Below are 23,635 nucleotides of genomic sequence, written 5' to 3' on the forward strand. Positions count from 1 at the left end.
GGTCAGGCCAGGTCGAGGGCGCGGGCGGCCGCCACGACGTCGTTGCCGATCGTGGTGGGCTTGGGGGCGGTGCTGATCGCCCACTCCGGGTCCTTGAGGCCGTGGCCGGTGACCGTGCACACGATCGTGGCGCCCGCGGGCACCCGGCCCGCCTCGGCCTGCTGCAGCAGCCCCGCCACGCTGGCCGCGCTGGCCAGCTCCACGAACACCCCGACCTCACGGGCCAGCAGCCGGTACGCGTTGAGGATCTCCCGGTCGGTGACGGCCTCGATCAGGCCGCCGGAGGCGTCCCGGGCGTCGAGCGCCTTCGTCCAGCTCGCGGGATTGCCGATCCGGATCGCGGTGGCGATGGTCGACGGCTCCGGCACCACCTGCCCGGTGACGATCGGGGCGGCACCGGAGGCCTGGAAGCCGTACATCCTGGGCAGCCGCTTGGCGTTGCCGGCGTCGTGGTCCTCGGAGTAGCCCATCCAGTACGCGGAGATGTTGCCCGCGTTGCCCACCGGCAGGCAGTGGATGTCCGGGGCGTCGCCGAGCGCCTCGACGATCTCGAAGGCAGCCGTCTTCTGCCCGTGCAGGCGGAAGATGTTCACCGAGTTGACCAGGGAGACCGGGTAATCCTGGGACAGCTTGGAAGCCAGCGCGAGACAGTCGTCGAAGTTGCCGTCGACCTGCAGCAGCTTGGCGCCGTGCACCAGCGCCTGGGCCAGCTTGCCCAGCGCGATCTTGCCCTGCGGCACGAGCACCGCGCAGGTCAGCCCGGCCCGCGCGGCGTACGCGGCGGCGGACGCGCTGGTGTTGCCCGTGGAGGCGCAGATGATCGCCTTCGAGCCGTCCTCGACCGCCTTGGAGACCGCCATCGTCATGCCACGGTCCTTGAAGGACCCGGTCGGGTTGGCACCCTCCACCTTCAGGTACACGTCGGCGCCGACGCGCCGCGACAGCACCGGCGCGGGCACGAGCGGGGTGTTTCCCTCGTGCAGCGTGACGACCGGCGTGGCATCGGTGACCGGCAGCCGGTCGCGATACGCCTCGATCAGTCCCCGCCAGCTCATCTCGTACCCCTTCACTGCGCCTGCGACCGTTCGATGATGCCGTACTTTGGGATTCTGGGACGGTCGGTGACCACCTGGCGGGACTCTGCACCCGGGATCAGGCGCCGCCCTCGACCCGCAGCACGCTCGCGATCGACCTGACGATGTCGAGCCGCTCCAACTCCGCGACCGTGGCGGCCAGGTGCGAATCCGGGGCACCGTGCGTGACGATCACCAGGGTGGCGTCGGCGTCGCGGCCGGACTGGCGCACCGTGGCGATGGAGACCTCGTGCTTGGCGAACACCCCGGCCACGGTGGCGAGCACGCCCTGGCGATCGGCCACGTCGAGGCTGATGTGGTAGCGGGTGACCGCCTCGCCGATGGGCCGGATCGGCAGGTGGGCGTACACGCTCTCGCTCGGGGCGCGGGTGCCCGCGAGGCGGTTGCGGGCTGCCGCGACCACGTCGCCCAGCACGGCGCTGGCGGTCGGCGTACCCCCGGCCCCCCGGCCGTAGAACATGAGCTGGCCCGCAGCCTCGGCCTCGACGAACACCGCGTTGAACGCGTCACCCACGCCGGCCAGCGGATGGCTGCGCGGGATCATCGCCGGGTGCACCCGCACACTGACCGACTCGGTGCCACTCGAGTCGGGCCCGCGTTCGGCCAGGCAGAGCAGCTTGATGGTGCAGCCCATCTCGTTGGCGCTGGCCACATCACCCGCGGTCACCCCGGTCATGCCCTCGCGGAACACGTCGGCCGCGGTGACCCGGGTGTGGAACGCCAGGGACGCGAGGATGGCGGCCTTGGCGGCGGCGTCGAAGCCCTCCACGTCGGCGGTGGGGTCGGCCTCGGCGTACCCCAGCTCGGTGGCCTCCTCCAGGGCTTCCGTGAAGCCCGCCCCGGTGGCGTCCATGGAGGACAGGATGTAGTTGGTGGTGCCGTTGACGATGCCGGTGACCCGGGTGATCCGGTCGCCGTGCAGCGACTCGCGCAACGGGCGCAGCAGCGGGATCGCCCCGGCCACGGACGCCTCGTAGTACAGGTCCGCGCCGCCCTCGGCCGCCGCGTCGTGCAGGGTGCCGCCGTCCTCGGCCAGCAACGCCTTGTTCGCGGTGATCACGCTCTTGCCGGCGCGCAGCGCCTCGACGATCCAGCTGCGGGCGGGCTCGATGCCGCCGACCACCTCGATCACCACGTCCACGTCGTCGCGCTTGATCAGGCCCATCGCGTCCGTGGTGAACAGGGCCGGGTCGATCGGCACGTCGCCGCGCTGGCGCCCCGGGCGGCGGACCGCGATCCCGACCAGTTCCAGCGGCGCCCCGATCCGCGCCGTCAGGTCGCCGGCCTGGTCGTGCAGCAGCCGGACCACCTCGGCGCCGACGGTGCCGCAGCCCAGCAGCGCCAGTCGTACCGGTTTGCGCTCAGAACTCATCCCACATCCAGACTCAGCAGGTCGGCCTCGGTCTCCCGCCGGACGATCACCCGCGACTCCCCGTCACGCACCGCGATCACCGGGGGCCGGGGCACGTGGTTGTAGTTGCTGGCCATGCTCCGGCAGTACGCCCCGGTGCCGGGTACCGCGAGAAGATCTCCGGGCTGCACGTCGGCGGGCAGGAATTCATCCTTCACGAGGATGTCCCCGCTTTCACAATGCTTTCCCACGACGCGGGCCAGCAACGGTTCGGCCGCCGACACGCGCCCGGCCACCGTGGCGGAGTACGACGCGTCGTACAGCGCGGTGCGGATGTTGTCGCTCATCCCGCCGTCGACGCTCACGTACGTGCGGATCCCGTCGACGTCCTTGACCGTGCCCACCTCGTACAGGGTGAAGACGGCCGGGCCCACGATGGCCCGGCCGGGCTCGACGGACAGTTTCGGCACGCGCAGCCCGGCCAGCTCGCACTCCGACTCGACGATCTTGTTGATCCGCTTCGCCAGGTCCGACGCGGGCGACGGGTCGTCCTGCGTGGTGTACGCGATGCCGAAGCCCCCGCCGAGGTCCAGCTCCTCCAGCTCGACCCCGCGCGCGTCGCGGATCTGCGCCTGCAGCTCCAGCACCCGCCGCGCCGCCACCTCGAACCCGGACGTGTCGAAGATCTGCGAGCCGATGTGCGAGTGCAGCCCGCGCAGGTCCAGCACGCCCTCGTCCAGCACCCGCACCGCGGCCTCGAACGCGGCCCCACCGGCCAGCGAGAAGCCGAACTTCTGGTCCTCGTGCGCGGTGGCGATGAACTCGTGGGTGTGCGCCTCCACCCCCACGGTGACCCGGATCAGCACCGCGGGCCGCACCCCGCGCTCGCGGGCCAGCGCGGTGAGCCGGTCGATCTCATGGAACGAGTCGAGCACGATGCGTCCCACGCCCGCGTCCAGCGCCCGGGTCAGCTCCGCGACGGACTTGTTGTTGCCGTGCAGGCCCAGCCGCTCGGGCGGGAATCCCGCGGCCAGCGCCACGGCCAGCTCACCGCCGGTGCACACGTCGAGGAACAGCCCCTCCTGCGCGACGATCCGCACGACCGCCTTGCAGAGGAAGGACTTGCCCGCGTAGTAGACGTCCGCCCCGGCGAACGCCGCCGCGAAGTCCCGGCAGCGGGCCCGCAGGTCCGCCTCGTCCAGCACGTACGCCGGGGTGCCGTACTCGGCCGCCAGGTCGCGCACGCTGCGCCCGCCGACGGTCAGGGCCCCGTCGTCCGCACGGGTCACCGTCCGTGCCCACAGCTGCGGGACGAGGGCGTTGACGTCCTCCGGGGTCCGCAGCCAAGCCGGCCCCCGGCTGCCCAGGTCACCGTGCAGCGCACCAGCCTCATGAGCCCTCACGGGTCACATCCTTTCCGGTGCGGAGACGCCGAGCAGGCTCAACCCGTTGGCGATCACCGTACGGGTGGCGTCGTTGAGCCACAGCCGCGCGCGCTGCAGGTCGGAGATGGGTTCGTCACCCATCGGCAGCACCCGGCACTTGTCGTAGAACCGGTGGTACGCGCCCGCGACCTCCTCCAGGTACCGGGCGACCCGGTGCGGCTCGCGCAGCTCGGCCGCGCTGGCCACCACGGCCGGGTACTCCCCCAGCGCCTTGAGCAGGTCGTTCTCCTTCTCGTGGCTGAGCAGCCCGGGCTGGAAGGCGTCCGGCTCGCCGCGGGTCAGGCCGACCTCGGCGGCGTTGCGGGCCACCGCGGCGGTGCGGGCGGCAACGTACTGGACGTAGTAGACCGGGTTGTCGCGGGTGGCCCGGGTCCACAGGTCGATGTCGATGTCGATGGACGAGTCGGAGGAGTACCGGGCCAGCGCGTACCGGGCCGCGTCCACACCGAGCGCGTCGACGAAGTCCTCCAGGGTGATCACCGTGCCGGCCCGCTTGCTCATCCGCAGCGGCTCGCCGTCGCGCACGAGGTTGACCATCTGGCCGATGAGGATCTCCAGGTTGGTCGCCGGATCGTCGCCGAAGCACGCGGCCATGGCCTTCATCCGGCCGATGTAGCCGTGGTGATCCGCCCCCAGCATGATCACGACCCGGTCGAAGCCGCGCTTGCGCTTGTCCAGGTAGTACGCGCAGTCCGCGGCGAAGTACGTCCAGTCGCCGTCCGACTTGCGCAGCACCCGGTCCTTGTCGTCACCGAAGTCCGTGGTGCGCAGCCAGGTCGCCCCGTCCGCCTCGAAGATGTGGCCCTGCTCACGCAGCCGCACCAGGGCCTCGTCCAATTCACCCCGGTCGTGCAGGTCCTTCTCGTTGAAGTACGTGTCGAAGTGCACGCCGAACTGGCTCAGCGACGCCTTGATCTCGGCGAACATCAGCTGCACGCCCTCGACCCGGAACACCTCCAGCGCCTCGGCCTCCGGCCGCAGAAGCGCGTCCGGCACCGCCGCCAGCACCGCGGCCGCGATGTCGGCGATGTACTCGCCGCCGTACCCGTCCTCGGGGACCGGCTCACCCTTGGCGCTGGCGTACAGGGACTTGGCGAACCGGTCGATCTGGGAACCGGCGTCGTTGAAGTAGTACTCCGTGCCGACGTCGGCGCCGGAGGCGCGCAGCAGCCGGGCCAGCGCGTCGCCGACCGCCGCCCACCGGACACCCCCGATGTGCACGGGACCCGTGGGGTTGGCGGAGACGAACTCGAGGTTGATCCGCTGGCCGGTGAGGCGGGGGGTGTGGCCGTACGCGCCGGCCGCCAGCACGATGTCGCGGGCCAGCTGACCCGCCGCATCGGCGTCCAGGCGGATGTTCAGGAAGCCCGGCCCGGCGATCTCCACGCTCTTGATCCCGGCGCGGCGGCCCAGTTCCTCGGCCAGCGCGGTGGCCAGCTCGCGGGGGGCGACCCCGGCGCGCTTGCCGAGCTGCATCGCGAGCGTCGAGGCGTAGTCGCCGTGCTCCGGGTTGCGGGGCCGCTCGACGGTCGTCGTTGCGGGCAGCACGGTCGCGTCGATGCCTCGGGCGGCGAACACGGCCCGGGCGGCGTCGAGAACGGTGATGGCGAGGTCGGCGGGAGTCACCGAGTCATGCTATCCGGGTAGACTTTGGCGTTCGGCGGCGTCCCGGTGCCCTGCTCACGGGCCCGGCTCTCATTTTCGAACACATTGACGAGGCACGATGAGCATGAGCACCCCGGGTCCTGAGCGGAACCCGTCCAGTGTCAAGGTCGACAAGACGTCGGGCCAGGGCAAGCCCCCGGCGAACGGCGCCAAGCCTTCCCCCAGGCCCGGCGGCGCCAAGCCCGGCGGCGCGAAGTCTGGCGGCAAGGGCCGCAAGACGGTCGCACCGGTCAAGGTCAACAGTGGTCGAAGCTGGGGGCCGATCGCGGTCGTGGGCGCCGTCATCGTCATCGCCCTCGGCATCATCGGGTTCGGGGTGTACGCGACCGTCCAGGGCAGCAAGGCCTGGGAGGACAAGGCCGCCGACATCAAGGGCATCGTCAACTACCGCGCCCAGAAGAACCCGCAGATCGACGCCAGGGATCACAAGAAGGGACCGCAGACGTACGTCACCAACCCGCCGGTGGGCGGCGCGCACAACTCGGCGTGGCAGAACTGCATGGGTGACGTGTACACGGAGCCGATCGCCAACGAGCACGCGGTGCACAGCCTGGAGCACGGCGCCGTCTGGGTGACCTACAAGCAGGGTCTGGGCGCCGACCAGGTCGCCGAACTCGCCGACAAGGTCAAGGGCAAGGACTACCTGCTCATGAGCCCGATGGCGAACCTCGACAAGAACGTCTCGCTGCAGGCGTGGGGTTACCAGCTCAAGGTCGACAGCGCGAGCGACCCGCGGATCGACGAGTTCGTCAAGGCCCTGCGGCTGAACGCCTCCATGGAGCCCGGCGCGCCCTGCTCCGGCGGCAACACCACGACCGGCCCGGTGGCGGACGCCACCAACGGCACCAACATGAACAAATGACGGACGCACCCACCGACGCGGACGCGGCGGCCCCGGCGGCCGCCGCGCTCGGCGACGAGCCCGAGCGGCCCACGAGGCGCCGGTGGGGCGCCGGCTGGGTCGCCGCGGCGCTCGTCCTCGGCCTGGTGGTCGGCGCGGCCGTGGGCCTGCTGATCCCGCGCCTGAACACGCCCGCCGACGACTCGGTCGAGGCGGGCTTCCTGCGCGACATGAGCACCCACCACGCCCAGGCGGTCGAGATGTCCATGATCGCCCACGCGAACTCCACGAATCCGGAGATCGTCACGCTGGCGAACGACATCGCGCTCACCCAGCACGGCCAGATCGGCTACATGCAGGCGTGGCTGCGCGACTGGGGTCTGAGCCCGACCAGTTCCCAGCCGCCGATGGCGTGGATGCCGAATTCGGCGGGCTCGGTGGTCAACGGCCTCATGCCGGGCATGGCCAGCCCGGACGAGATCGCCGCGCTGCGCAAGGCGACCGGCAAGGAGCTGGACATCCAGTACCTGACCTTGATGCGCAAACACCACCTGGGTGGGATCCACATGACCCAGGAAGCATTGAAGTCGTCCGACAACGAGGACGTGACCTGGCTCGCCCAGACCATAGTCACCAGCCAGCAGGGCGAGATCAATCTGATCAACGATCTGCTGAAGAAACTCGGGTCGGCGTAGACCACGGACAATGTCGCCCTGGGCCTGTTTCCTCAGGACATCCAGATGGGCTGTGCCAGTAATGAAACCGGCACAGCCCATTGGTGAATTACTCAGGCCGTCGGACGCCGACCGTATGGCGATCGGTTCGACGCGAATCCGATGGTCAGTTCCGCACCGAGATCGTGGGGCTGTCCACCGTCATGTGCAGCGCACCCGAACGGGTGTAAACGTAAACCCGGGTCTTCACCGACTTCGTCGACACCGGCAGCGTCTGGAGGTTCAGGTACAGGCAGCAGTGCCGTCCGGTCTGCGTGATCCGGCCGGTCTTCGAGCCTCGCTCGGACCCGTTGACGACAAGCACTTCCTTGTACTTGTAGATGCTGGAGTCCGGGGTGCGGTTGATGTAGAAGTCACCGCGCGTGTTAAGGCCGGAATCCCCGTGATTGACGCAGACACTGATCGTCGGGTTCGACGTGTTGCAACCACCCGCGGCAAAAGCCGGGGAGGCGCTCGTCACCGTTACCAGAGCGACACCGACAGCAGCTGCCATCGCATGACGAGCAAACTTTAGCCGCATCAAGAATCCTTCCGACGTGGGGGGTTCATTGACACGACCCACCGCCGCACAAGGCGGTTACATGACACGTCGCGCGCAAGGCAACCCCCGTGATTACCAGGCGGTAAGCACAGTAGCCATCGCCTGGCGATGATTCAAGGTCATATATCGCTCCCCACAGGCAGCGCCCCCGACCCGGGTGCCAGGCAGCCGGGCGACCATCATCCCGCCCGCGCGACTGCCGCACGACAAGATCGGCTAGCGGGAACTCCGGTCCGGTGGCCGCGACGCGCCGCCGGAGCCGGTTGGTCATTCGTCAGCGGCGCCTGCTAGGCTTCTCAGCGCTGAGCCCCCGTAGCTCAGGGGATAGAGCGTCGCCCTCCGGAGGCGAAAGCGCAGGTTCGAATCCTGCCGGGGGCACGTCACAGAACCGTGCAGTGCCAGCGGGTACGTTGATCGTCGAAGCGACCTACCCCGCTGCCACCGGGCCGCAAGGCCAGATCCGCACCCTCCGCTCCGGGAAGCTAAGACGTTTTGGCGATCTGCCCGCGCGGACGGGTGATCGGCAGGCGGCACGCACCGGCACGCCAGGGGGCACCGATGGCAACTATCGCACCCAATGCTCGGCGTGTTCGCGTTGATGGTCGCGACGATATCGGGATCGTGGTCGACGAGGGCAAGGAGCACGCGGCCACGGAGTAAGTTCCGAGGACGTAGCGTTCCATCAGGGGTGACCGCGCGGTGATCAGCTACGTGACTGCGAGACGATGACACGGTGAGGATTTTCGTCAGCAGCGTGCGGCGTGGGCTCGAGGAGGCGCGCGATGCGCTCCCGGCCTGTCTCGGCGATTGGTCACACCCCGGTTCGGTTCGAGGACTTCACCGCCCAGCCCCTGCCGAGCCGGGAGGCATGCCTCGCGGGAGTAGCCACCGCCGATGCCTATCTCCTGATCTTGGGGCCTAACTACGGCTACCGCTTCCCGGACACCGGACAGTCACCCACCCACGACGAGTGGGTGGCCGCGCAATCTACCGGCATCCCGAGGTTGGTGTACCGGAAGCTGGACGTGACCTTCGAGGCGGAGCAGGAGACGTTCGTCCGATCCATAGGCGACTACGCGACGGGCGTTTTCTACGACACGTTCTCGACCACCGCCGAGCTGCTGACCAAGGTCGCCGGCAAGCTCCGGGAACTGCAAGAGGCCGGCAACCCGCTCGCCTTCTCACCACTGACCGCACCCGTCACCGTGACATGGCGAACAGACTTTGAGCAGCAACAACGCCATGGCTTCACCTCCCCGCCCACAGCGTTGGAGGTCCACGTCGTGCCCGCCAATGCCTCCGTCCGACCCGCACGGATCATGGGCGACCTAGCGAACGCCCTACCGGCTCGGCTACGGGAGAGCGGGCTGGTGAACGCGAGCGAACCACTGACTACCTCGCGGCCCGACGGCGCGATCATGATCACCGTGCCGCACCAACAAACCGGGTGGGACACCGTCCGAGACCCACAGCTACTCGGTATCCGGCTGAGCCCGAACGGCCAGGCATCCGTATGGGCAACCCTGCCTGGTGACGGCATGGGCTCCATCCTCGACGACACGGAACTCCCAAAGCAGGTAGCAGGACTGCTGCGCTTGATCGGGCAGCTTCGCATCGTGGAGTCGCCGAATATGGCGATAGACGGCGAGCCCGTCGCCGTCATTCACTCCGCATGCCTTACTGCCGATGATCCTCGGTTCTTCCTGTATATCAATCAGATAGAGCGGGAGTATCTTGCACCGGCAGGCATTCACGGCGGCGGGCGCAGCTTCATGGTCGTACTACACAAGAACAATTCAGCAGACCTCTATACCGGCTACCAACCGATTGTCACCGGCACCGTCATGCCTGATATCAACGCTGGCGATCCAGTCGATGTGGAAGACGTAACGGACCCTTCCTCCTACCGAGTGCCGGATGTGGACATCGCACCGGGCGACCGCGTGGTCTGCGTCGTGCAATCTGGCTGGAAGTTCGGCCTATACTTTGACTTTTCTCGCAATGTTTCCGGAGCGGACGAAGTTTGGGGGAACCTTGGACCGCTTGCCGACGCTTTGCACACAGCCCGCATCGTCAAGAATCTGCAATTGCAGCTCCTGTTGGATGAGCAGCCCCACATCCTGACGGAAGGCAAGACCGATTTGCAGCACCTTGAGGCTGCGCGCCGTCGTCTCGTCCCTGATCTGCCGTTGCGCTACTTCCGGCCAGGTGAGACCTTCAGCGACAGCATGCTTTACAACGCGTGCGAACAGCAGGCACTCTACGGGCCACCAAACAAAAACAAGTCATTGCAATCTTCGACCGCGACAGTCCCAGTACTCTGCGCAAGCTACAGCAGATCGGGCCATTGGACGGGTTTCAGTCGTGGGGCAACAACGTGTACTCAATGGTGCTGCCCATTCCGCCGCACCGTCGTCCTGGCGGCTATCCCTAAAGCCGCCTTTGCTAGATGCGTGCTAGAGGGCACCGGCGGCTTCGCCGATGTTGACTTTGCGGGATTCGGTGGCGTGTTTAAACGATTAAGCTGATATTGCGCCATGACGCCAACCGTTGTACAGGTCCCGCCGATCTACCCAACATCTTCAGCACAGCACCGGCGCGGTCAGCGGCTTTATCCCGCTGGCGTTTCGTTCAAGCCCAAACCACGCAGGATGTTATCGCGGTTCGCGTTTCCGCGCAGCGCGGTCAAGGAATTCAAGCGGCCCAGCAAAGTCGTGGAAGATGCGGGGCATTTCAAGTCTTGAATCGCCGACAAGGTTTTTTCAAAACGTTGGATGCGGCTCTCAAGGTCCGTTCCACTCGGAAAGTTCGCATTCTTGAGCGCTACCTGCGCGTTCACTTGGGCTTGAGTGGGTGGGCAGCGACCGGGAACTTTTACCCCGGTAGGGCCCACGCGGTCGGCCGTCGCATTCGGATTGCCCGGGCTGAAACCCAGCGCCGGCACCAAAGCGTTAATGTTACCGGAGCCGGCTCCGGCGTTCCCCGTCGCTCCACTCGCGGCCGCGTCACCGGATCCTGTGGCGGCGGCTTTATCCGCTGGCGTTTCGTTCAAACCCAAACCACGCAGGATGTTATCGCGGTTCGCGTTTGTGCGCAGCGCGGTCAAGGAATTCAAGCGGCCCAGCAAAGTCGTGGAAGATGCGGGGCATTTCAAGTCTTGAATCGCCGACAAGGTTTTTTCAAAACGTTGGATGCGGCTCTCAAGGTCCGTTCCACTCGGAAAGTTCGCATTCTTGAGCGCTACCTGCGCGTTCACTTGGGCTTGAGTGGGTGGGCAGCGACCGGGAACTTTTACCCCGGTAGGGCCCACGCGGTCGGCCGTCGCATTCGGATTGCCCGGGCTGAAACCCAGCGCCGGCACCAAAGCGTCAATGTTACCGGAGCCGGCTCCGGACTCGGCGGCCTGGCTCATCCCCGTGCCGACCGCGAGCGCCGAGCCGAGCAGCGCTGCGGCGGCACCTGCAATCACCAGCTTGCGCGTCCGGCTGCTGACTCCGCGTCGATACATGCACGGCTCCACTTCGTCTCGGTACTGCTTGTGCCGAGATATACGAGAAATGATGTGGCAGCAGTTCATGACGCTGAGCAAGCGTTCCTTAAAGCTTCTTTAACGCCACTCCCGGGGCGTGCAGCCGCCAGCATCGTCGCGCCCACGTCCGCGGGCACCCGGCCGCGCCATTCTCACCGGTGCCGAACCCGTCGCGGTATCAAGACTCGTCTTCCTAACCCTGATCATCGCCGGCGTGATTGGGCTCAAGGTCAGTCACTGAGATCCACGCCGAGCGACTGTCAACGCCAGCGCACAACCGGACCGACGGATAGCCCACCCGGCGGCCGAGGAGTGCCACTGGCGCCCAGGCCCTTCGATGGTGCGCCCCATCCCTCCGCTGACCGGGGCACCAACCTGCGCACCAACGGAATATGGAAGGCCAAGGTCAGTCGTAACAAATCGCAGCGCAGGCACACCGTGCAGCCGACCCGCGAGCGCAGGGCCGTCTCCAGCCGGGGGCACCATTGCTCACCAGGACTTTCAGGCCACCGACCAGCGCAAACGCTGGCGGTGCCTTACTCGCCTGTCCGGCCGTGTCCGGCCCTCACCGGCTGTTCACGGCAAACACGCGGCCAAGTTCACGGCCGAGACGTGGGCCGAAGGGCCATGCCGAGCGGCGTCGGCGAGGCCACTCCTTCGCCGGGCCGGCCGCAGCCCACGCGCAAGCGGGGCCGGGCGGGGAGCAGCGCCACCGGCACGAGCAGGGCCTCGCCACGAGCCATGGCGGGGCCTCTTCGCGCCGGATCGGGCCCCCGTTCGGTGCGCAGTCTGCCCCGTACACCTAAATTGATGGCCGTAATGAGCGGCGCTACCCCGTAGGCAGTTGAGAGGGGCGGCTCGTGACGGTCCATCATGCGGCGATCCAAGGGGCTGACGCCGGGCCCAATCAGCGAGTCCATCGTCGGTGGCCTCGACCGGCAACCTGACGAACAGGTCGGACACGGCGCAGGAGCCCGACCAGCTTCGGGAGGTTGTCGTCCGCGCGGGCGGCGACGACCACAGACACGCGCCCGCCCTACCGACGCACTCCAGTACGTGTCGAATCAGCTGCCGATCTGGGTTGGGCTCGGTGCGTGGTGCCCGCTACTGTGCCCGCAGCGTTGATCCACAGTTGGGAGCCTGAGATGCGCCTCGGCCTGGTGACGGTCCTCGTTTCGCTGCGAGAGCACACCGCCCGCTGATCGGTTCACCCGTCGGTTAGCCCCGGCGGTGCGGTGCTCCTCGCCGCGAAGCGGTCCTACGTCGACCGTTTCCTTCCCTGGCTCGAGGAGCTCTTTTGCGTGCCCTTCTATCCGCGCGTCTGGGCGCGGATTTCACCAAACTGTGGACCGCTTCGGCGGTGTCGAACATCGGTGACGGTGTCACCATGGCCGCCGGCCCGCTGCTGGTCGCATCGGTTACCGGCAATCCGGCCTGGATCGCCGGTGCCGCCTTCGCCCAGCAGCTGCCGTGGCTGCTGTTCGCTCTGGTCAGTGGCGCCTACGTCGACCGGCTCGACCGGCGCGTGCTCGTCGTCGTGGTGAACCTCGCCCGCGGCGTCGCCCTGGCCACCCTGGCGGCGACCGTCGCGACCCACACGGTCACGGTGCCGATCATTTGCACGGTGGTGTTCCTGCTAGGAACCGGCGAAACCCTCGCGGACACCGCGATGGGAGCGCTGCTGCCCGCCGTGGTCCTGCCCGAGAAGCTCCCCAGCGCCAACGCCCGGCTCTACGCCACGTTCAACATCGGTCAGCAATTCGTCGCCAAGCCGCTGGGCGCGTGGCTGTTCGTCATCTCGGCGGCCGCACCGTTTGGCTTCGACGCGCTGACGTTCGCGGTTGCCGCCGTGCTGATCGCGGGCATCCGCCCGGTGCCAGCTGCGCCGCAACCTGGGCCGCGGACCTCGCTGCGCGGCGAGATTGCGGAAGGGGTGCGGTGGTTGTGGCGGCACCGTCTGGTGCGGACCCTGGCGGTCAGCATGGGCATCGGCAACATCGCGTTCTGTGCGGCGTTCGCGGTGTTCGTCATCTACTGCCGGCAGCGGCTCGGCCTGTCCGACGTCGGCTACGGTTTCCTGCTGACCGCGTTCGCGGTCGGTGGTGTGTTCGGTGCCACCATCGCGGCCAAGCTCGCCCGCCGGTTCGGCAGCACCGCCGTGCTGCGGGCGGGACTCCTTATCGAGGTCGTCACGCATGTCACCCTGGCGGTCACGACGACGCCCTGGATGGCAGCCGGCATCCTGGTCGTCTTCAGCATCCATGCCACGGTGTGGGGCGTCATCGTCGCCTCGATCCGCCAGCGCGTGGTCCCCTCGCACCTGCTCGGCCGGGTCGGCAGCGTGTACGCGCTGCTGGACCAGGGCGGAGCCGCCCTGGGCTCCCTAGCCGGCGGCCTGCTGGCGAGCGTCTGGGGCATCACCACACCGTTCTGGATCGCCGCCGCAGCCATGACGGCGATCACCGTCTGCGCCTGGCGCCCGCTGCGCGAGGCAACCGCATAGGCACACCCGCATCCGGCTCCGGCCAGCGACGGTAACGCTGGCCGGACGCCGGACCGCTCACCGGGAGTCAGGGCCATCGCCCTCCGGAGTCAGGCCGCTGACCTGCACCAACAGGGTCAGCGGCCTGACTCGTCCGGTTGGCCGTGCCCGACGATCGCAGAAGGCAGTTCGTGCCGCTGGCCCGCAGGCCGAAGACGGCCTCGGCGGCGCGGTTGAGCCGCCTGGGCCTGGCCGTCGCGGGTCCCGTGACGCTTGCCGCTGCCCTGGTGGCGGTGTTCCTGCGCCGCCCGGCCGTGCCCGCCCCGATCCCTGCACCGTCGGTGCCGCACACGCCGCCGATCGGCCGTCGCCTGACCGGGACAACTGGGAGGTTTCCATGTCTGTCGATACTCTGAAGAGATCGTCGTGTCGTCCACTACAGACGATTCATGGGGAAACGTGTTGCCTGAGACCAGATACAGCCGTCGCCGGGTCCTTCAGATGGGCGGCCAGGCGGCCGCGGTCGTCGGTGCGATCACGGTCGCGGGCGCCTCCGCCGAGGCGGCCCCGGCCGGGGCGCCGGGACCCGGCCCGCTCACCCTCAGCGAGGGTACGAACGTCGCCGCGGCGGCGTCGCCGGATGGTCGCTGGGTGGCGCTGGACCTGCTGACCATGGTGTGGGTGCTCCCCGCGACCGGCGGGGTGGCCCGGCGGCTGACCGACGAGCTGCTCGACGCCACGCTGCCACACTGGTCACCCGACTCGGCCTCGGTGGTGGTGCAGGCGTACACCGACGGCAACTACCACCTGTGGCTGATCCATCTGGACGGCAGCCGCCGCCAGCTCACCTCGGGCCGGTTCGACCACCGCGAACCCCGGTTCGCGCCGGACGGCAGATCGGTCGTCTTCGCTTCGGACCGCAGCGGCTCCGGGTACGGCATCTTCGCGTACGACCTGGCCACCGGCGCGATCAGCACCATCTCGGACACCGCGGCGGAACAGGCCGCGCCGACCTGGTCACCGGACGGCCGCCGGGTGGCGTACACGGTGGACGGTGCCGCGATCGACGTGATCGACGTGCCGACCGGCGCGGTCACCCGGGCGATCGAGGCGACCGCCGGGGTCAGCGTGTTCTCTCCCGCCTTCACCCCGGACGGCAGGTCGCTGGCGTACGTGCGGCTCGCCGGTGCCGCCTGCGATCTCATGGTCGGCCAGACCCGGGTGAGCACCGGCGAGGACGTCTTCGTCCAGCCGCTGACCTGGCTGGGCGCCGATCGGCTGGTCTACACCGCGGACGGCCGGATCTGGCAGCGCACGCTCGACGGGCCGCGCACCGCGATCCCCTTCGCCGCAACGGTCGCGCTGCCGCCGCGAGGCCGTCCGCCACGCTTCGTCCGCGACCTGACCGGCACCGCGCCGCAGCCGGTACGCGGGATCGCCAGCCCGGTCGCGTCGCCGGACGGCACCCGGGTGGCGTTCCGGGCGTTGAACGCGCTGTGGCTGCTGACCGTCGGCTCGCCGCGCCCCGAGCGCCTGGTGGCCGACGGCTACTTCAGCTCCGACCCCGACTTCTCCCCCGACGGCCGCTACCTGGTGTTCAGCTCGGACCGGGCGGGCAGTGCCGACCTGTGGCGCTACGACCTGACCTCCGGCGCCCAGGAGCAGCTCACCGCGCTGCCCGGCGGCCAGGTCGCGCCGCGCTGGTCACCGGCCGGCGACCGGATCGCGTTCGCGGACGACGACGGCGCGACCTGGATCCTCGACGTCGCCTCCCGCCAGACCCGGCAGGTGGTGGCGGCGATGTTCCAGCCGGGCCGGGCCAGCTGGTCGCCGGACGGGCGCACGTTGGCGCTGGCGGCGGTCAAGCCGTTCAGCAAACGGTTCCGGGAGGGCACCAGCCAGATTCTCACGGTGGACGTGGCGACCGGCGCGCTGGCCTACACCGAGCCGATGCCGGGCGCGTCCCTGTCCACCCGGGGTGACGACGGCCCGGCGTGGTCGCCGGACGGGCGCTGGCTGGCGTTCGTGGTCGACTCGGTGGCCTGGGTGGCGCCGGTGGACGGCGCCGGGCGGATCACCGGCCCGCCGCGCCAGGTCACGCGGGAGTACGCCGACTCGCTGTCCTGGCGGGGTGACCGGCTGATGTATCTGCACGCGGGATGGCTGCGGGAGGTGCCGGTGTCCGGTGGCGACCCGCGGACCATCCCGCTGGAGCTGTCCTGGCGGCGGGCCCGGGCCACCGAACACGTCGTGATCCAGGCCGGGGCACTGTGGGACGGCGTCGCGACCGGGCTGCGCCGCGACGTCGATGTGGTGCTCGACGGCGACAAGATCGTGGCGGTGGAGCCGACCCGCCCCCGCTCCGGGGCCCGGGTGATCGACGCGCGGTCGTCGACCGTGATGCCGGGCCTGATCGACGCGCACGTCCACTGGCATCTGCGCGGCAGGCAGTGGGGCGACCGGCAGGGCCGCCTGTGGCTCAGCTACGGCGTCACCACCACCCGCTCCCCCGGCGACCCGGTCTATCAGATGCTGGAGACCCGGGAGGCGCTGGAGTCCGGGGCGCGGATCGGTCCTCGTTACTTCGCCACCGGCGAGGCGATCGACGGGTCGCGGGTGTACTACAACTTCATGCGCCCGACCCGCGACGTGGCGCAGGCCGACCGGGAGATGGGCCGCGCCGAGGACCTCGGCTACGACCTGATCAAAACGTACGTGCGGTTGCCGCTCCCGGCGCAGCGCCGGGTCGTCGCGCGGGCCCACCGCACCGGCCGGAAGGTCAGTTCGCACTACCTGTACCCGGCGGCGTTCCTGGGCATGGACGCGATGGAACACACCGGCGCCACGAACCGGCTCGGCTACTCGCACACGGTCAGCCGGCTGGCACGCTCGTACGCGGACGTGGTCCAGCTCTTCGCCGCCTCGGGCATGTCGCTGACCCCGACGCTGTTCAACAACACCGGCCTGTACGCCGAGGACCGGTCGCTCGTCGACGACCCGCGGACCAGGACGCTGTTCCCCTCCTGGGAGTACGCCCGGCTGCTCCAGCGGGTCGCGGACGCCGGGACCGCGACCGGCCAGGTGGCCCGGGAGCTGTTGCGGGCCAACGTGGACGCGGTGCTGCGCATCCACCGGGCCGGTGGCCTGGTCATCGCCGGCACGGACGCGCCCTGGACCACCTCGCGATCTCGCTGCACATGAATCTGCGGGCGATGGTGCGGTTCGGGTTCACCCCGCACGAGGCGTTGACCACGGCGACCGCCAACCCGGCCCGGTCACTGGGGCTGGCGGGGCGGCTGGGTGTGGTGGCGCCGGGCGGCTTCGCCGATCTCGCGATCGTGGACGGCGACCCGCTGACCGACATCACCGCCGCCGCGGCGGTCCGGGGTGTGCTGGTCGGCGGGGTGCTGCACCGGGTCGACGATCTGTTGGCCGCGTTCCCGGAACCCGCTTCGTCGGCCGCCTCGAAGGCCGACCGTGCGCGACCAGACGCGGCTGGGCACGCGGCAGTCGTGGCGGCGGGCGAGCACTGGTGGCACGAGCCGGAGTGGACAGTGCACGCCTGCTGCGACGCCTGACGACGATGCTGCGAGCCGCCGCGCGGGCCCGGACCTGATCCGGGCCCGCGCGGCGGTATCAGCGGGCGCTCCGGCCGGACAGGCCGCTGCACCCGTAGAAGCAGAACTGCGCGAAGTGCGGGGTGCTCTTTCCCGCGAACGCGGTGAACTCGCCGCCGACCGCGATGCTGCCGAGCAGCGCGTTGGCGTCCATCGTCAGCACGCCCCACTTGCCGTTGCTGCGCGGGTTCCAGTCCTGCAGGAAGCCGGTGGCCGCGTCCAACGCCACCAGTTTCGGCTGGCTGCGCAACGTCGCCGGGCACCAGGAGATCGCGGTGGCCGACGGTTTCGGGCAGGCGACGTCCCAGTGGCCCCCGGCGTACACGACGCCGCGCAGGTAGGTCATCGCCTGGACGTCGCCGTCCGTGACGCTGCTCCACAGGAATCCGCCGTCCGGCCGGTACGCGGCGACCCGGCCACCTGGGCCGCCCTGGCCCGCGAAGACCCGGTCTGCCGTGAGGGCCAGCGCGCCGACCGGATACGGGGTGCCGGGCCGGAAGCCCGCGTCCACCTGCCCGTCGGCCAGCGCCAGCGCGCCCAGCCGGGCCGTGTTGTTCGCGCCGTTGAGGCGCTTGAACCCGCCACCGACGTAGAGCCGTGATCCACCCACGGCCAGCGCCTTCACCTGGCCGTCCGCGTCACCGCGGAACGTGGTGTCCAGGGTGCCGTCGGTCAGCCGGAACGCCGCCAGGTTCTTTTCCGCACGGCCGTCCACGGCGCTGAACGCGCCGCCCAGGAACAGCCGTCCACCGCCCGCCGTCAGGACGTTCCCGGTCCCGCTGATGGTGTGCTTGAGCGTGCCGACGGCGGCCGTCTTCAGGCTGACCGCGGCCAGACCGGGACGGGCCTGCCCGCCGACGGTCTTGAACTTTCCGGTGATGTAGAGCGACGTCCCCGCGGCGGTCAGCCCGAACACCGTGCCGTCCGCCACCGGCGCCCACGGCAACAGCTCACCGGTACGGGCGTCCAGCGCGGCCAGGCGCTTGCGGACCACGGTCCGGCCGTTGACGAGGGCATTCCGGAAGCTGCCGCCGACGTAGATCGTGGAGCCGACGTACGCGCTGGTGTACACGAGCCCGTCGAAGGTGACCGCGCGGGCCGGGGTGATGGAGACCAGCGGTACGGCCGCGGCAGCGGGGGCAGGTGTCCCCGTCACGACCAGCCCGGCGGCAAGAAACAGTCCCAAGTGGCGCCGCCGCGGAAGAACGCGGCGCGCAATCGCAGCAAAACGCATGAATATGACCGTAAGTTAATGAAATCTCCATAAGTATTGAATGAGTGACATACCCCCTAAAGGGCTAGTTCAATGGTCTGACCGGCAGCAAAGCTCAACCGGGCGACACGGCTGCCGAAGGATCGGGGCATGCCCACCGACGCACACCTGCCCGAATCCGGTCCGCCCGCCGAGCCCACGCCGATCACACTGACGAGCGAACCCGCGCTGATCGACCTCTCGGCACCGCGACCGGCTCCGCAGACGCCGGAGGCGGTCCGCTACCTGCGCGCGGTGATCGTGCCGTCCGCGCCGGGACGCGTCGCCTACGGCCTGGCCTGGCTGTGCGTGCTCGCCCTCGTGGCCACCGCGATCGTGTTCACGCACCTCACGGGCGACCACTGGGGTGCGCTCACGATCGTGTTGTCGGCTGTGGGCGTGGCCGCCGCGGTCTGCCTGCACCTGGCCGCGATTTCGGTCAACCGGCGCCGCGACCTCGGGTATTCGATCTTCGCCGCCTGCCTGATCGTCGTGTTGGTCCTGCCCGCGGCGTACGTGACGTTCATGATGGCCAGCTTCGGCGCCGCGAGCTCGACCGCCTTCGGCGGAGACGGTGGGGACGGCGCGGAGTCGTCCTTCAGCCCGGACAGCGGCTCAGACGTCTCGCCGACGGAATCGGGCAATGTCGCGTGCGAGGCCCCGGACGGCTCCACGATCGAGGTCGAACCCGAACTCTGTGTGGACGGCCAGTACACCCCCTGACCGGCCAGCCCATCAAGATTTCGCCGTCGCCACGGCCTCGCCGGTGCGGTCCGGGTTTCGGGTGAGGTTCTCCCCGGTGCGGGCGTCGAAGATGTGCATCCGCTCCGGGTCGAACCACAGCTCGGCCGGCGCCCCCGAACGGATCCGGCTGGCCGGATCCAGCGTGACCACCAGCTGCGTACGCATCTGCTCACTGTCGAGATCCCGTTCCAGCTCCCGCAGCGCCTGCGTGATCTCCTCCGGCGCCTCGTACGGCACGTACGCATAGAGCTCGTGGCCGAGCCATTCGGTGACGTCCACCTCCGCGGTGAAGGCCTGCCCGCGGGCGCGCTTCTCCTGCGGCACCAGCGCGGCGTCGGAGAACAGCTCGGGTCGCAGACCCAGGATCACCAGGTCACGGTCGCCGACCCGGGTGATCCGTTCACCGGACGGCTGGACGGCGCCGAACGGGGTTTCGATACGCCCCGAGGCGATCCGGCCGGGGACGAAGTTCATCGGCGGTGACCCGATGAATCCGGCCACGAACAGGTTGACCGGCTCCTCGTAGAGTTCCTGCGCGCTGCCGACCTGCTGCAGCACCCCTTTGCGGAGCACCGCGATGCGGTCGCCGAGTGTCATCGCCTCGGTCTGGTCGTGGGTGACGTAGACCGTGGTGGTGCCCAGGCGGCGCTGCATCCGGGAAATCTCGGTGCGCATCTGGCCGCGCAGCTTGGCGTCGAGGTTGGACAGCGGCTCGTCGAACAGGAACGCGTCCGCCTTGCGGATGATGGCCCGGCCCATGGCGACCCGCTGGCGCTGGCCGCCGGACAGGTGCGCCGGTTTGCGGTCCAGGTGCTCGGTGAGCTGTAGCAGCTCGGCCACCTCGGCGACCTGAGTGCGCACCTCGTCGTCCGCGATCTTCTTCAGCCGCAGCGGGAACGCGATGTTCTCGAAGACGGTCAGGTGCGGGTAGAGCGCGTAGTTCTGGAACACCATGGCGAGGTTGCGGTCGCGCGGGGCCTTCTGGTTGACCCGCGTACCGCCGATGACCATGTCGCCGGAGGTGATGTCCTCCAGCCCGACGATCATCCGGAGCAGCGTCGATTTCCCGCAGCCGGAGGGGCCGACGAGGATCATGAACTCGCCGTCCGCGATGTCCAGGCTGACGTCGTTGACCGCTGGGAAACCGTCCGCGTACCGCTTGACGATGTTGCGCATTTCGATGGTGGCCACGGGCGTTCCTCCTCGAACTCAGCCTTTGACGGCGCCGGCGGTCAGACCGGCCATGATCCGGCGCTGGAAGATCAGCACCAGGATCACCACGGGAATGGTGACGACCACCGAGGCGGCCATGATGGCCGTGATCGGCGACTGGAACTGCGAGGCTCCGGTGAAGAACGACAGGGCCGCCGGGACCGTACGGGCGTTGTCGGTCGACGTGAGCGAGATGGCCAGCAGGAACTCGTTCCAGCAGAAGAAGAACGTGAGGATGGCCGTGGTGAACACACCGGGCGCGGCCAGCGGGACGATCACCTTCCGGAACGCCTGCCACGCGGTCGCACCGTCCACCTGCGCGGCCTGCTCCATCTCCCACGGGATCTGCCGGAAGAACGCCGACATCGTCCAGATCGACAGCGGCAGGGCGAAGGTCAGGTACGGGATGATCAGGCCGAGCCAGGTGTCGTAGATGCCGAGCGTGCGCCACATGTTGAACAGCGGGCCGACGAGTGCGGCCTGGGGGAACATCGCGATCGCCAGCGCCATCGACAGCAGGAACCTCTTACCCGGGAAGTCCATCCGGGCGATCGCGTACGCCGCGAACATCGCGATGATGACCGACAGCAGCGTGGCGATCAGCGCGATGCCGATCGAGTTGCGCAGCGCGCTGGTGAACAGCGAGTCGCTGAACACGGTCTTGTAGTTGACCCACACCCAGTCCTTCGGGAAGAAGGTCGGCGACTCGCTGCGGAACGTGTTCGGGTCCTTGAACGACAGCGACACCATCCACAGCAGCGGGAACAGCGCCCAGACCAGAATCACCACCCCGGCGGCGGTCCACCAGTGGCTGACGCGCCGGTCACCCATCACTGATCACCCCGTACCTGCGACAGATCCGTACGGAATCCCTTGACGAAGATGAAGGCGATCACCACGACGGTGAGGAACAGCAGCACCGAGATCGCCGAACCGGCGCCCAGATTCACCAGCGTCACGTTCTGCCGGTACGCGAGGAACGACAGCGTCTCGGTCTTGTTCGCCCCGGCGGTCATGATGAACGGGTTGTCGAAGATCCGCCACGCGTCCAGCGTCCGGAACAGCAGCGCGACCATGATCGCGGCCTTCATGTTCGGCAGGGTCACCCGGGTGAGCCGCTGCCACGCCGTGGCCCCGTCGACCCGCGCCGCCTCCTGTAACTCCTCGGGCACCTGCACCAGCCCGGCCAGCAGCAGCAGCGAGATGAACGGGGTGGTCTTCCAGATCTCCGACAGGGTGATGACGAACAGCGACGCCCACCGGTCGCCGAACCAGTTGAACGCGCCGAGGCCGAACCACTGGTTGACGAACCCGGAGTCGAGCTGGAACGCGTACCGCCAGATGTAGGCCGAAACCACGGTGATGATCCCGTACGGAATGAGGATTCCGGTGCGGACCAGGGAACGGCCCGCGAGGATCCGGTACATGACGAAGGCGAAGGCGAAGCCGAGCACGAGTTCCACCGCGACGCTGGCCACCGTGATGATCGCCGTGGTGGTGAAGTCCGTCCACCACACCGGGTCCGTGAGCACGGTGACGTAGTTGCCCAGCCCGACGAACTCCTTGCCCGACGGGTCGGTCAGCCGGTAGTTGTACAGCGAGAGCACCACCGCGTAGACCAGCGGATATGCGGTCACGAACACCATGACGACGAAGGCGGGGGCGGACAGGGTGAGCCCGAGCCGGCGCTCGTGGCGTGCCCGGTCGGACACCTCGGCGGGCCTGGTCACCGGCGTCTCGGCCGGTGTCTGCGTCAGCGTCACCCGATGCTCCTCTCCGGCCTCACAGCAGCCGCTGTCCCTTGAGGACCTCACTCATGAACGTGGCGGTCTCCTTCGGCGTCCCGGGCGCCCGGACCTCGTCCGCGGGATGCCAGGTCAACTGCACCGAGGTCGACACGTCGTTGTAGTACGGCGTGACCGGCCGCGGCCCCGCCTCATTGATCGACTGCCGGATCAGCGTCGCCATCGGAAACGCCTTGCGCACCTGGGGATCGTCGTACGCGGCGCCCTTGGCCGCCGGGTTGCCCGAGTCGAGCATGTAGTCGACGTTGCTCTTCAGCGACGTCGCGCAGCGGACCAGGTCCACCGCCTGCCGCGCATGCTCCGAGTACGCGCCGACGGCCAGGTCGATGCCGCCCAGCGGCGGCTTGCTCGGCTGGTCGGCGAGCACCCGCGGGTACCGCGCCCAGCCGATGTCGTCGACCACCGACTGGGTGGTCGCCCCGCTCTTCACGTCGCCCTGCGCCGCGCTGTACACGTACGGCCAGTTGACCATGAAGCTGCCGGACTGGCCCTGGAACGCGGACCGCGACTCCTCCTCACCCGCGGTCGACATGGCGGGTGGAGCGGCCGGGGACCGGGCCAGATCGCCGACGACCCGGGCCGCGGCGTCACCGGCCGGGGAGGCGATGTCCGGGGTGGCGTTCTTGCCCGCCTCGGTGTTGCCGATGATCTGGCCACCGGCGGAGACCACCAGCGCGTTGATCCAGACCATGTAGCCCTCGTACCGGTTGGCCTGGACGCCGATGACCTTGTGCTGGCCCTCCGCGGCTTTGATCATCGCGTCCCAGGTGAACGAGGGCGCGCCCGGATCGACTCCGGCCGCCTGGACCACGGACTTGCGGAACCACAGCAGCTGGGTGTTGGCCCAGAACGGCGCCGCCACCAGCTGGTCCTTCCAGTACGCGGTCTTCAGTGGCCCGTCGAGCACCCCGTCGGTGAACGTCGCCACGTCGGCCGTGTCGAACGGGCGCAGGAAACCGGCGTTGGCGAATTCGGCCACGAACGGTGGGTCGAGGCTCATCACGTCGATGGAACTGTCCTTCGCGGCCAGCCGGCGTACGAGCTGCTCGCGTTGCTGCGAGGCGTCGTTGGGCAGCGTCTGCACATCGACGGAGTAGGCGCCGTTCGACGCGTCTGCGCACCGCTGGGCCAGGCGTTTCTGGCCGCCGTTGTCCGGGTTGACGTACCAGGTGACGACCGGTGGGCCGGTCTCGCTGCCGCAGGCGGACACCCCGCTGAGCGTCCCCGCGCACAGGGTCAGCGCGGCGGCCACGCGGACGAGGCGGCCGCGACGCAGGCTTGCGATGCGCGCTCCGTTCACCCCTGCCTCCCGGGCCAGTTTCA

18 protein-coding genes and 1 tRNA gene are annotated in these 23,635 nt (G+C 69.0%); 8 read left to right on the forward strand and 11 right to left on the reverse strand.

The window, feature by feature from the left end:
• Positions 1–2 precede the first annotated feature (2 nt).
• The 4 genes from thrC to argS form a co-directional block, all read right to left on the reverse strand.
• A complete protein-coding gene (thrC, locus tag ACMCNO_RS29480; protein ID WP_412752695.1) occupies positions 3–1,055 on the reverse strand; it encodes a threonine synthase in 1,053 nt (350 codons plus the stop codon).
• Between the two features lie 97 nt (positions 1,056–1,152).
• Entirely contained in the window at positions 1,153–2,466 is a 1,314-nt protein-coding gene (locus tag ACMCNO_RS29485; protein ID WP_412752696.1) for a homoserine dehydrogenase, read from the reverse strand.
• Positions 2,463–3,848 (reverse strand): diaminopimelate decarboxylase, encoded by a 1,386-nt coding sequence (lysA, locus tag ACMCNO_RS29490; RefSeq protein WP_412752697.1) that lies wholly within the window; start codon positions 3,846–3,848, stop codon positions 2,463–2,465. Before lysA ends, ACMCNO_RS29485 begins: the two co-directional genes overlap by 4 nt.
• A 3-nt stretch (positions 3,849–3,851) precedes the next feature.
• Complete coding sequence (gene argS, locus ACMCNO_RS29495; protein WP_412752698.1) at positions 3,852–5,516, reverse strand: arginine--tRNA ligase; 1,665 nt, start codon at positions 5,514–5,516, stop codon at positions 3,852–3,854.
• Between the two features lie 97 nt (positions 5,517–5,613).
• Here argS and ACMCNO_RS29500 point away from each other — a divergent pair, with 97 nt between their 5' ends.
• Together ACMCNO_RS29500 and ACMCNO_RS29505 are read left to right on the forward strand one after the other, a co-directional pair.
• The gene (locus ACMCNO_RS29500) at positions 5,614–6,417 is read left to right on the forward strand and encodes a DUF3105 domain-containing protein (protein ID WP_412752699.1); all 804 of its coding nucleotides are present in this window, start codon (positions 5,614–5,616) and stop codon (positions 6,415–6,417) included.
• On the forward strand, positions 6,414–7,091 hold the full coding sequence (locus ACMCNO_RS29505) for a DUF305 domain-containing protein (protein WP_412752700.1): 678 nt from the start codon (positions 6,414–6,416) through the stop codon (positions 7,089–7,091). The genes ACMCNO_RS29500 and ACMCNO_RS29505 overlap by 4 nt, the downstream gene beginning before the upstream one ends.
• Before the next feature lie 145 nt (positions 7,092–7,236).
• Here the strand turns inward: ACMCNO_RS29505 and ACMCNO_RS29510 are convergent, their stop codons facing one another.
• The gene (locus ACMCNO_RS29510; protein WP_412752701.1) at positions 7,237–7,650 is read right to left on the reverse strand and encodes a hypothetical protein; all 414 of its coding nucleotides are present in this window, start codon (positions 7,648–7,650) and stop codon (positions 7,237–7,239) included.
• Between the two features lie 327 nt (positions 7,651–7,977).
• Between ACMCNO_RS29510 and ACMCNO_RS29515 the strand changes: the two genes are divergently transcribed.
• Positions 7,978–8,049: transfer RNA gene (locus ACMCNO_RS29515), tRNA-Arg, on the forward strand.
• A 383-nt stretch (positions 8,050–8,432) separates the two neighbouring features.
• Entirely contained in the window at positions 8,433–10,199 is a 1,767-nt protein-coding gene (locus ACMCNO_RS29520) for a DUF4062 domain-containing protein (RefSeq protein WP_412752702.1), read from the forward strand.
• An 83-nt stretch (positions 10,200–10,282) separates the two neighbouring features.
• Here ACMCNO_RS29520 and ACMCNO_RS29525 read toward each other — a convergent pair whose 3' ends face one another.
• Positions 10,283–11,179: a hypothetical protein gene (locus tag ACMCNO_RS29525; protein WP_412752703.1), complete on the reverse strand. Its 897-nt coding sequence runs from the start codon at positions 11,177–11,179 to the stop codon at positions 10,283–10,285.
• 1,318 nt (positions 11,180–12,497) lie between these two features.
• Here ACMCNO_RS29525 and ACMCNO_RS29530 point away from each other — a divergent pair.
• From ACMCNO_RS29530 to ACMCNO_RS29540, 3 genes are all read left to right on the forward strand, one after another.
• Entirely contained in the window at positions 12,498–13,703 is a 1,206-nt protein-coding gene (locus tag ACMCNO_RS29530; protein WP_412752704.1) for an MFS transporter, read from the forward strand.
• Between the two features lie 441 nt (positions 13,704–14,144).
• Complete coding sequence (locus ACMCNO_RS29535; protein WP_412752705.1) at positions 14,145–16,883, forward strand: amidohydrolase; 2,739 nt, start codon at positions 14,145–14,147, stop codon at positions 16,881–16,883.
• Positions 16,880–17,260, forward strand: coding sequence for an amidohydrolase family protein (locus ACMCNO_RS29540; RefSeq protein ID WP_412752706.1), 381 nt, complete (start codon positions 16,880–16,882; stop codon positions 17,258–17,260). Before ACMCNO_RS29535 ends, ACMCNO_RS29540 begins: the two co-directional genes overlap by 4 nt.
• A 58-nt stretch (positions 17,261–17,318) precedes the next feature.
• Here ACMCNO_RS29540 and ACMCNO_RS29545 read toward each other — a convergent pair whose 3' ends face one another.
• On the reverse strand, positions 17,319–18,485 hold the full coding sequence (locus tag ACMCNO_RS29545) for a hypothetical protein (protein WP_412752707.1): 1,167 nt from the start codon (positions 18,483–18,485) through the stop codon (positions 17,319–17,321).
• A gap of 177 nt (positions 18,486–18,662) precedes the next feature.
• Here ACMCNO_RS29545 and ACMCNO_RS29550 point away from each other — a divergent pair, with 177 nt between their 5' ends.
• Positions 18,663–19,274, forward strand: coding sequence for a hypothetical protein (locus tag ACMCNO_RS29550; RefSeq protein WP_412752708.1), 612 nt, complete (start codon positions 18,663–18,665; stop codon positions 19,272–19,274).
• A gap of 12 nt (positions 19,275–19,286) precedes the next feature.
• Here the strand turns inward: ACMCNO_RS29550 and ACMCNO_RS29555 are convergent, their stop codons facing one another.
• From ACMCNO_RS29555 to ACMCNO_RS29570, 4 genes are read right to left on the reverse strand one after another with little or no spacing between them, the layout of a single operon-like run.
• Positions 19,287–20,486 (reverse strand): ABC transporter ATP-binding protein, encoded by a 1,200-nt coding sequence (locus ACMCNO_RS29555; protein WP_412752709.1) that lies wholly within the window; start codon positions 20,484–20,486, stop codon positions 19,287–19,289.
• A gap of 18 nt (positions 20,487–20,504) precedes the next feature.
• Positions 20,505–21,338, reverse strand: coding sequence for a carbohydrate ABC transporter permease (locus ACMCNO_RS29560; protein WP_412752710.1), 834 nt, complete (start codon positions 21,336–21,338; stop codon positions 20,505–20,507).
• Entirely contained in the window at positions 21,338–22,270 is a 933-nt protein-coding gene (locus tag ACMCNO_RS29565) for a carbohydrate ABC transporter permease (RefSeq protein ID WP_412752711.1), read from the reverse strand. The genes ACMCNO_RS29560 and ACMCNO_RS29565 overlap by 1 nt, the downstream gene beginning before the upstream one ends.
• Before the next feature lie 19 nt (positions 22,271–22,289).
• Positions 22,290–23,612 (reverse strand): extracellular solute-binding protein, encoded by a 1,323-nt coding sequence (locus ACMCNO_RS29570; protein ID WP_412752712.1) that lies wholly within the window; start codon positions 23,610–23,612, stop codon positions 22,290–22,292.
• Positions 23,613–23,635: the final 23 nt, after the last annotated feature.

It is taken from the genome of Krasilnikovia sp. M28-CT-15 (assembly GCF_047159595.1).
Taxonomy (GTDB): Bacteria; Actinomycetota; Actinomycetes; order Mycobacteriales; family Micromonosporaceae; genus Actinoplanes.